Below are 9,074 nucleotides of genomic sequence, written 5' to 3' on the forward strand. Positions count from 1 at the left end.
CCGCGCTTGTGACACCGGTATCATTTCCGCCCCTGAGGGCGCTGACACCGGTGTCAAAGGAGCTTAGAGGCGTCTTTCGGAAAATCAAGCGCACGGTAGAGCCCCGGGCTGGGGCGGCGTTGCGAACGGTGTTCGGCTGCGGCGTGGCGGCCACACCCGAGCCGCCGGCCTTGGGTCCGCCGCCGCGGATACCTAGGTACGGCTCCCAACGAAGGAGCAGTTCCATGGCCGGCGAGCGTCCCGTCTTCCAGACCGTGAACCCCGCCACCGGCCAGCCCGGGCGCCGGTACGAGGGCCTGACCGGGGCGGAGGCCCTGGCGGTCGCCCGCCAGGCGCGCGCGGCGTTCGACGGCTGGCGCCGGACCTCCTTCGGCGAGCGGGCCAGGCTGATGCGCCAAGCCGCTGCGGTGCTTCGCCGCCGGACGGACGAGTTCGCCGGCCTGATGTGCGACGAGATGGGCAAGACCCTGGCCGACGGCCGCGCCGAGGTGGAGAAATGCGCGGTCGGCTGCGAATTCTTCGCCGAACACGCCGAGCGCTTCCTGGCCGACGAGCCGGTGGACATGGGCGGACCCCGGGCGAAGGTCGTCTATCGGCCGCTCGGGACCATCCTGGCGGTGATGCCCTGGAACTACCCCTTCTGGCAGGCCTTCCGCTTCGCCGCCCCGACCCTGATGGCCGGCAACACCGCGGTCCTGAAGCACGCCTCCAACGTTCCGGGCTCGGCGCTCGCCATCGAGGACGTGTTCCGCGAGGCCGGCTTCCCGGCCGATGTCTTCCGTACGGTGCTCGTCCCCAGCCGCGACGTGAAGGCCCTGATCGAGGACGACGCCATCGCCGCGGTGAGCCTCACCGGCAGCGTCGAGGCGGGGAAGACGGTGGCGGCCCAGGCCGGCGCGGTGCTGAAGAAGTGCGTCCTCGAGCTCGGCGGCAGCGACGCCTACCTCGTGCTCGACGACGTGGACCCGGAGAAGGCCGCCAAGGTCGCCGCCGCGGCGCGGCTGGTGAACGCCGGCCAGAGCTGCATCGCCGGCAAGCGGTTCATCGTGCTGGCCCCTGTGCGCGAGGCCTTCGAACGGGCGCTGACGGCCGAGATGGAAGGCTACGCCCTGGGAGACCCTCGCGCCGAGGGGACGAAGCTCGGCCCGCTGCAGGCCGTGAAGGCCCGCGACGACGTCCACGACCAGGTCACCCGGGCGGTGGCCGCCGGGGCGCGGCTGCTCACCGGCGGCGAGGTCCCCGACCGGCCCGGCGCCTGGTACCCCGCCACGGTGCTGACGGGCGTGAAGCCCGGCAATCCCGCCTTCGACGAGGAGGTGTTCGGTCCCGTGGCCGCCATCGTCGAGGCGAAGGACGAGGCCGAGGCCATCGCGCTCGCCAACAATTCCGCCTTCGGCCTGGGCTCCGGGGTGCTGACCGGCGACCCGGCGCGCGGGGAGCGGATCGCGGCCGACGCGCTGGAGGCGGGCATGAGCTTCGTGAACCAGAACGTCCGCTCCGACGTGCGCCTGCCGTTCGGCGGGGTGAAGCACTCCGGCTACGGACGCGAGCTGGCGGCCTTCGGGATCCGGGAGTTCGTCAACATCAAGAGCGTGCTTGTGTCGGAGACGACGCTGGCGGCCGGCGGGCCGGAGTAGCTCAGGCGTTCGGGCGGGTGACCACGTAGCCCGCCACCGCGACCAGCAGCACGCCGACGCCGGTCACGACCAGCACGCTGTGGGCGGTGAAGACGATCACCGTCCAGCTCCCGGCCATCATGCCCACGGCCAGCACCTTGGCCCGGCGGGGGATGGCGCGGCGCTCCTCCCAGTCGCGGATGATCGGACCGAAGCGCGGGTGGGCGCGCAGCCGGTCGGCCAGCTCGGGCGAGCCGCGGGCGAAGGCCCAGACGGCGACGATCAGGAAGATGGTCGTGGGCAGCAGCGGCAGGAACACGCCGAGCGTCGCCAGCCCTACGGCCAGGACCCCCAGCACGCGATAGGCCAGCACCGTCGCCCGGCCGGGGCGGCGGCGCCCGTCGGGCCCGGCGGGGTCGGAGGCGGGTTCCATCACGCGCCGCATGTGCTCAGATCGACCGGCGGCGGGCAAGGCGCGGCCGACCGGCCGGGACGTCAGGCCGCGCGGACGGCCTCCAGGATGCGCGCCCGCTGGGCGGCGTCGGGCAGGGGGCCGGTGGCCGCGCCCAGGTTGTCGGCGATGTGGCGCGGGTTGCGGGTGCCGGGGATGGCGCAGGTCACCGCCGGATGGGCCAGCACGTACTTGAGCAGGATCTGCGCCCAGCTCGTGCAGCCCAACTCGCCGGCCCAGGCGGGGAGCGGCAGGCGGCGCACGCGGGCGAAGAGGTCGCCCCCCGCGAAGGGCCGGTTCACGATCACACCCATGCCCAGCTCCTGCGCCAGCGGCAGGATGCGGGCCTCGGCCCCGCGCTCGGCCACCGAGGCGTTGATCTGGATGACGTCGAACGGATGTCGGCGCATGGCCGCCTCCAGGGCCGGATAGGCGCTCTCGGTGTAGTGGGTGGCGCCGATGTAGCGGAGCCGGCCCGCCGCCTTCCAGTCGCGCAGGGTCGCCATGTGGGTGTCGAGGTCGAGGAGGTTGTGGACCTGCATCAGGTCGATCGTCTCGGTGCGCAGCTTGGCGAACGAGGCCTCCATCTGGGCGATGCCGGCGTCGCGGCCGGTGGTCCAGACCTTGGTGGCGAGGAACAGCTTCGGCCGCACGCCGAGCTCGGCGGCGATCTCCCCCACCGCCGCTTCCGCCCGGCCGTACATGGGCGAGGAATCCACCACCTTTCCGCCGCCCTCGACGAAGGCGGAGACGCCCTCGCGCGCCTGGTCCCAGTCGTCGCCGCGGCCGATGTCGAACGCCTGCCAGGTCCCGAGCCCCACGGCCGGCAGGGCCTCGCCGGTGGCGGGGATCTTGCGGGTCAGCAGCGGGCCGGTCGGCGGCATGGCGGTTCCTTGCGGCTGGGCCGGCGCGGCGTCGGGCGAACAGCCGGCCAGGGCGAGGCCCGCCACGAGCACTTCCCGGCGGTTCAGCGGCATGGCCCTTCGTCCCCTGTGCGGCTCGCCCTCAGGGCGCCACGTTTCCATCGGCATCTCAACGCTCATTTCCGCAGGAGGCCGCACTTGAGACTTCTTCTGGCGGGCGCGCTCGCCCTTGCCGCCGCGACCGCAACGCCCGCGGCGGCCGAGCCGGCGCAGGAGGCCGCCTCCGCCATGCGCGCCTGCCTGGACGCGGTGATCGACGGCGCCCCTGTGGCGAGCATGAAGGGCCAGGACGTGGAGGTGGTCCGCGAGACCGAGCCCAACGCCTGCACCGTCCAGGTGAACGCCGGCGAGCCGCCCATGGTCCGCGAGGCGGTGCTGAAGGCGGTCTCCGAGCGCAGGGAGCGGTTCACCCCGGCGCGTACGAAATGGGACGCCGGCGCCTTCGCCACCCGGGAGACCTTCTGCAACCTGCCGTCCCGGCGGCACCTGAACGTGGTGATCTCCACCGGCATGCCCGGGCGGCCGCTGACCCTCATCGCCACGGCGCTTGAGGCGCGCGAGCGCGACACCCGCTGCGATCGCGACGAAGGCGTGCAGAGGCCGGTGCTGCGCTAGGCTATCCTCCCGCGAAAGGGGAGGGACGCATGGATCGGCTGTTCGAAGAGGCCTGGCGGCGCATCCGCGTAACGCGGCAGGGCGAGATCGTCGAGGTGGCGCTGGCCCGCACCGAGGCGCGCAACGCGCTCAACGGCGAGCTCATGGAGGATCTGACCGAGGCGGCCCGCCTGCTGCGCCTGCGGACCGACGTGCGCGCGGTTATCCTGACCGGGGCGGAGACCTATTTCTCGGCCGGGGCGGACCTGTCGGCCAGCGAGGCCCGCGTCGCCCAGACGCTGATGGAGTCCCGCCGCGCGGTCATGGCCGGGCCCGACATGTGCCGCGCCTGGGAGGAGATCGAGGCGGTCACCATCGTCGCCATCGAGGGCTACTGCATCGGCGGGGCCGCGGCCCTGGCGGTGGCCTGCGACTTCCGGGTGATGGGCGAGGGCGCCTACCTGCGCCTGCCGGAGGTTCCGCTCGGGATGAACATGAGCTGGCGGACGCTGCCCCGGCTTGTGGCGCTGGCCGGGCCGGCGAGGGCCAAGCGGTTCGTGATGTTCGGCGAGCCCGCCGACGCGGCGACCTGCCTCGACTGGGGCCTCGCCGACGAGGTGGCGGAGACCGGCGGGGCCCTGGCCGCCGCCCGGGCATGGGCCGACAAGGTCGCGGCGCTGCCGCCCCTGCCGGTGCGGATGACCAAGGAGGCGGTGAACGCGGTCGCCCAGGCCACCGCCCAGGCCTCCATCTACATGGACCGCGACCAGTACCTGCTGGCCACCAAGAGCGCCGACTTCCGTGAGGGCGTCGCGGCCTTCCGCGAGAAGCGGCCGGGCAAGTTCACCGGGGAGTAGGGCTCAGGCGTTGCGGGCCATCAGGCCGCCGTCGACCGGGATCACCGCGCCGGTGATGTAGGAGGCCGCCGGCAGGCAGAGGCTGAGCGTCATGTGCGCCACTTCCTCGGGTTCGCCGTAGCGGCGCAGCGCCGTGCGGCGGTTGGCGAAGGTCTGGCGGTCCTCCTCCGAGAGCCCCTGGGTCATGCCGGTCAGGATCGGGCCCGGGCAGATGCAGTTGACCGTGATCCCCTCCTTGCCGAGCTCCACGGCCAGCGCGCGGGTGAGGCCGGTGACGCCCGCCTTGGCCGCCGCATAGGGGCTGTCGCGGGCCGTGGCGCCGAGCGCCTCGGTGGAGGCGATGTTGACGATCCGCGGATGCTTCGAGGCCCGCAGGTGGGGCAGGGCCGCGCGCACCAGCCTCTGGTGGGCGGTGAGCAGGACGGTGAAGGCCCGCTCCCAGACGATGTCGTAGGCCGGGGCGTCGATGGCCGCGAAGGCGGAGATGCCGGCGTTGTTGACCAGGATGTCCAGGCCGCCGAAGCGGGCCACCGTGGCCTGTGTCACCTCGACGATGGCGTCGCCGTCGGAGACGTCCAGCGCCCAGGCCTCGGCGGAGAGTCCTTCGGACTTCAGGGCGTCGGCGGCCTCCCAGGCGGCGTCGGCGGAGAGGTCGGTGACGGCGACGTTGGCGCCCTCGCGGGCGAACACCTCGGCGGTGGCGCGGCCCATGCCGGAGCCGGCGCCGGTGATCAGGGCGGTGAGGCCCTGGACGGAGCGGGAGAGGGCCATGGTCAGCGTCCCTGGAAATGGGGCTCGCGCTTCTCGAGGAAGCTCGCGACGCCCTCGCGGTGGTCCTGCGTCTGCATGAGCAGGCGGATCTTCTCGATGGCCCAGGCGCCGATCTCGCGCGGGTCGCCGTAGCTGAAGCGCGAGAGCCCGGCCTTCAGGTGGCGGACGGCGAGCGGCGGGTTGGCGGCGATCTTGCCCGCCATCGCCTGGGCGCGGGCCATCAGCTCGCCGTGCGGCAGGACCTCGGTGACCAGGCCGATGCGCAGGGCCTCGGCGGCGTCGATCACCTCGCCGGTGAACAGCAGCTCGGCGGCCTTGGCCGGGCCCACCACGGCCGGCAGGCGGTAGAAGCCGCCGACGTCGCAGACCAGGCCGCGCTTGACGAACAGCTCGCCGAACTTCGCCTTCTCCGAGGCCAGCCGGATGTCGGCGAACAGGGCCAGCTCCATGCCCCAGCCCACGGCGGCGCCGTTCACCGCGGCGATCACCGGCCGGTCGCACTCCAGCGCGGCCATGGCGGCCGGCGTCGGCGCGTAGGTGACCGGCAGGGGCGTCTTCGAGACCGGCTTGGGCCCCGCCATGATCTCGCCCACGTCGTCGCCGGAGCAGAAGGCCGGGTCGGCGCCGGTGACGACCACGCAGCGCACCTCGGGATCGGCCGAGCAGGCGCGGAAGGCCGCCTCCAGCTCCTCGTAGGCGCGCCAGCTCAGGGCGTTGCGCCGCTCCGGCCGGTTGAGCGTGATCGTCGCCACGTGGTCCCGCAGGTCCACCAGCACCGCCTCGAAGCCGGCCGTCCGTTCCACGATGGAGACCATGCGCCTCCTCCCTTTTCCGCAAACGATGCGCCCCCGGGGGCCGCGGTCAACGGTGACGCCGGGTCAGTCTTGCCACCGCCGGGCGGGCGGAGAAGCATGGGCCCGGGAGGCCGCCCATGCCCGAGTTCCGCACCATCGACGCCGGCGAGGTCCGGATCCGCTGCGCCATAGAAGGCGAGGGGCCGCTGGTGGTGCTGGTCCACGGCTTCCCGGAGAGCTGGTTCTCCTGGCGCCACCAGATGGGGCCGATCGCGGAGGCCGGCTTCACCGCCTGCGCCATCGACGTGCGCGGCTACGGCGGCTCGGACAAGCCGCATCCCATAGAGGCCTATGCCATGGAGCACCTCACCGCCGACGTGGCGGGGGTGGCCAGGGCCCTGCAACCCGACGCGCCGGCCATACTCGTGGGCCACGACTGGGGCGCGCCGATCGTCTGGAACACCGCGCTCAGCCGGCCCGAGGCGATCGCCGCGGCGGCCGGGCTGTCGGTGCCCTTCACCGGCGTGCCGGCCCGGCCGTTCACCGAGGTCTTCGACGCCCTGTTCACGCAGAGGAACCGCTTCTTCTACCAGGCCTGGTTCCAGAAGGTGGGGCCGCCGGAGGCCGAGGCGGAGGCCGACGTGCGCGGCTTCCTGCGCAAGTTCTACTACGGCATCTGCGGCGACGCGCCGGACGGCGCCTGGCCGCAGAAGGCCGCCGACGCGACCCTGCTGGAGGGGATGATCGACCCCGACCCGTTCCCGGCCTGGCTGACGGAGAACGAGCTGGACTACTACGTCGCCGAGTTCCGCGAGTCCGGCTTCCGCGGCCCGATCAACCGCTACCGCAACCACGAGCGGGACTTCGAATGGCTGCAGGCCTTCAAGGACCGCAAGCTGGAGATGCCTACCCTGCTGATCGGCGGGGACCGGGACCCGGCCTTCAACGGCTTCGGCCGCATCGCCGACCCCGCCGCCCTGATGCGCGAGCACGCCACCGACCTGCGCGGCGCTCACGTGCTGGCCGGCTGCGGCCACTGGACCCAGCAGGAACGGCCGGAGGAGGTGAACGCGATCCTCATCCCCTGGCTGAAGAGCCTCTGAAGGAGATCACCATGGCGGACCTGGAGCTTCGGCAGGACGGCGAGGTCGTCTGGGCGACCATGAACCGGCCCGAGCGGCTGAATGCGCTCAGCCGCAACCTGGTGGACGAGCTGCGCGACTTCTTCACCGGCCTCTACTGGCGGCGCGACGTGCGCGTGGTGGTGCTGCAGGGGGCCGGCGCCAACTTCTGCGCCGGGCTGGACCTGAAGGAGCGGGCCGAGCCGCAGGGCGCGCGCTCCATCGGGGCGGGGCTGACCGCCCAGCGGAAGATCAGCGAGATCGTCATCGCCATGCGCCGCTGCCCGCAGCCGATCGTGGCCTGCGTGGACGGCGCGGCCGCGGGCGGCGGCTTCGCCCTGGCCCTGGCCTCTGACGTGCGGATCGCCACGCCCTCGGCGCGGATGAACGCCGCCTTCATCCGCATCGGGCTGTCGGCCTGCGACATCGGAGTGAGCTACTTCCTGCCCAGGATGGTGGGGAGCTCGGTGGCCGCCGAATACATGCTGACCGGCCGGTTCATCACCGCCGAGCGGGCGCGCGAGCTGGGCCTGGTAAGCCAGATCGTGCCCGCCGAGGAGCTGGCGGCGACCGCCCAGGGGTTCGTCGACGACATGCTGCACGCCACGCCGCTCGGCCTGCGGCTGACCAAGGAGGCGCTGAACCACGCCATCGACGCGGGCGGCCTGGAGGCGGTGATCGCGCTGGAGGACCGCAACCAGATCCTCGCCTCCTCCGACGGCGACTTCGGCGAGGGGGTGAAGGCCTTCCTGGAAAAGCGCCGCCCGGCCTACGCGCCGCGCGAGGGGTGAGCTAGGCTCCGGGAAACTCCTGGGGAGACGACACCATGCGCAGGTTCCTGCTGATCGCCCTCCTGGCCGCCGGCGCCGCGGCGTGCGGTCCCTCGGCGGCCCAGACCGTCCGCTACTACGAGGTGCCGAAGGGCGGCCACCCGCACGACGTGGCCGCCGCGCCGGACGGGACCGTCTGGTACACCGCCCAGCGGACGGGAAAGCTCGGCGTGCTGGACCCCAAGACCGGCAAGACCGAGGAAATTCCGTTGGGCGAAGGCTCGGCCCCGCACGGCGTCATTGTCGGGCCGGACAGCGCGGCCTGGATCACCGACGGCGGCCAGAACGCCATCGTCCGGGTGGACCCGAAGTCGAAGGCCGTCCGCGTCTGGAAGCTGCCGGAGGACACCGGCTACACCAACCTCAACACCGCCGCCTTCGACGGCCGCGGCCGCATCTGGTTCACCGGCCAGACCGGGATCTACGGCCGGCTGGATCCCGCCACCGGCGACATGAAGGTGTGGCCGGCGCCGAAGGGGCGGGGACCCTACGGCATCACCGCCACGCCGAAGGGCGAGATCTACTATGTCTCGCTGGCCGGCAGCCACCTGGCGAAGGTGGACCTGGACACCGGCGCCGCCACCGTCATCGAACCGCCGACGCCCGGGCAGGGCGCGCGCCGGGTGTGGTCGGACAGCACCGGCAAGCTGTGGATCAGCGAGTGGAACTCCGGCCAGCTCACCCGCTACGACCCGGCGACGGGCGCCTGGAAGAGCTGGATGCCGCCGGGGGATAAGCCGCGCACCTATTCGGTCTGGGTGGACGAGGCCGACAAGGTCTGGATCACCGACTTCGCCGCCAACGCCATCCTGCGGTTCGATCCTGCGACGGAGAAATTCCAGAGCTTCCCCAGCGACCGGCCCGGCGCCAGCGTGCGCCAGATGCTCGGCCGCAAGGGCGAGGCCTGGGGCGCGGAATCCGCGACCGACCGGCTGGTGGTCGTGGACCACGGGGCCTCGTGAGGGGCGCGGCCGTCCTCGTGCTGGCGCTGGCCTGGGGGGCGGCTGCGGAAGCGGCGCCGGACGGGCGGCGGGCGTTCCAGAAGTGCTTCTCCTGCCATTCCGTCGATCCGGCGGAGACCGGGCTGCCGGGGCCGAATCTCGCGGGGATCGTCGGG

General features: G+C 72.8%; 10 protein-coding genes. 6 read left to right on the top strand and 4 right to left on the bottom strand.

The genetic code is table 11. The features are described 5' to 3' along the window. Positions 1 to 224: 224 nt before the first annotated feature. Positions 225 to 1,637, top strand: coding sequence for an NAD-dependent succinate-semialdehyde dehydrogenase (locus V7Z97_RS13655; protein ID WP_334163981.1), 1,413 nt, complete (start codon positions 225 to 227; stop codon positions 1,635 to 1,637). Position 1,638: 1 nt separating this feature from the next. Here V7Z97_RS13655 and V7Z97_RS13660 read toward each other — a convergent pair whose 3' ends face one another. Continuing rightward, positions 1,639 to 2,049, bottom strand: coding sequence for a YbaN family protein (locus V7Z97_RS13660; RefSeq protein ID WP_334163982.1), 411 nt, complete (start codon positions 2,047 to 2,049; stop codon positions 1,639 to 1,641). 62 nt (positions 2,050 to 2,111) lie between these two features. Continuing rightward, positions 2,112 to 3,044, bottom strand: a complete 933-nt coding sequence (locus V7Z97_RS13665) for an aldo/keto reductase (RefSeq protein ID WP_334163983.1) — start codon at positions 3,042 to 3,044, stop codon at positions 2,112 to 2,114. 84 nt (positions 3,045 to 3,128) lie between these two features. On the opposite strand from V7Z97_RS13665, the gene V7Z97_RS13670 reads away from it, so the two are divergent. Then, entirely contained in the window at positions 3,129 to 3,605 is a 477-nt protein-coding gene (locus tag V7Z97_RS13670; protein WP_334163984.1) for a hypothetical protein, read from the top strand. Positions 3,606 to 3,634: 29 nt separating this feature from the next. Beyond that, positions 3,635 to 4,441, top strand: coding sequence for an enoyl-CoA hydratase/isomerase family protein (locus tag V7Z97_RS13675; protein ID WP_334163985.1), 807 nt, complete (start codon positions 3,635 to 3,637; stop codon positions 4,439 to 4,441). A gap of 3 nt (positions 4,442 to 4,444) precedes the next feature. On the opposite strand, the gene V7Z97_RS13680 is transcribed toward V7Z97_RS13675, so the two are convergent. Together V7Z97_RS13680 and V7Z97_RS13685 are read right to left on the bottom strand one after the other, a co-directional pair. Next, positions 4,445 to 5,212, bottom strand: coding sequence for an SDR family NAD(P)-dependent oxidoreductase (locus V7Z97_RS13680; protein ID WP_334163986.1), 768 nt, complete (start codon positions 5,210 to 5,212; stop codon positions 4,445 to 4,447). 2 nt (positions 5,213 to 5,214) lie between these two features. Continuing rightward, positions 5,215 to 6,027 carry an enoyl-CoA hydratase/isomerase family protein gene (locus V7Z97_RS13685; RefSeq protein ID WP_334163987.1) on the bottom strand — a complete coding sequence of 271 codons (813 nt, stop codon included), beginning with the start codon at positions 6,025 to 6,027 and terminating at the stop codon, positions 5,215 to 5,217. 116 nt (positions 6,028 to 6,143) lie between these two features. Here V7Z97_RS13685 and V7Z97_RS13690 point away from each other — a divergent pair, with 116 nt between their 5' ends. The 3 genes from V7Z97_RS13690 to V7Z97_RS13700 are packed head-to-tail and all read left to right on the top strand — an operon-like array spanning position 6,144 to position 8,919. After that, complete coding sequence (locus V7Z97_RS13690; RefSeq protein ID WP_334163988.1) at positions 6,144 to 7,109, top strand: alpha/beta fold hydrolase; 966 nt, start codon at positions 6,144 to 6,146, stop codon at positions 7,107 to 7,109. An 11-nt stretch (positions 7,110 to 7,120) separates the two neighbouring features. Then, entirely contained in the window at positions 7,121 to 7,918 is a 798-nt protein-coding gene (locus tag V7Z97_RS13695) for an enoyl-CoA hydratase/isomerase family protein (RefSeq protein ID WP_334163989.1), read from the top strand. A 35-nt stretch (positions 7,919 to 7,953) separates the two neighbouring features. Next, on the top strand, positions 7,954 to 8,919 hold the full coding sequence (locus V7Z97_RS13700; RefSeq protein WP_334163990.1) for a Vgb family protein: 966 nt from the start codon (positions 7,954 to 7,956) through the stop codon (positions 8,917 to 8,919). The last annotated feature ends 155 nt before the right edge of the window (positions 8,920 to 9,074 follow it).

Source organism: Phenylobacterium sp., from assembly GCF_036821595.1.
Lineage (GTDB): Bacteria > Pseudomonadota > Alphaproteobacteria > Caulobacterales > Caulobacteraceae > Phenylobacterium.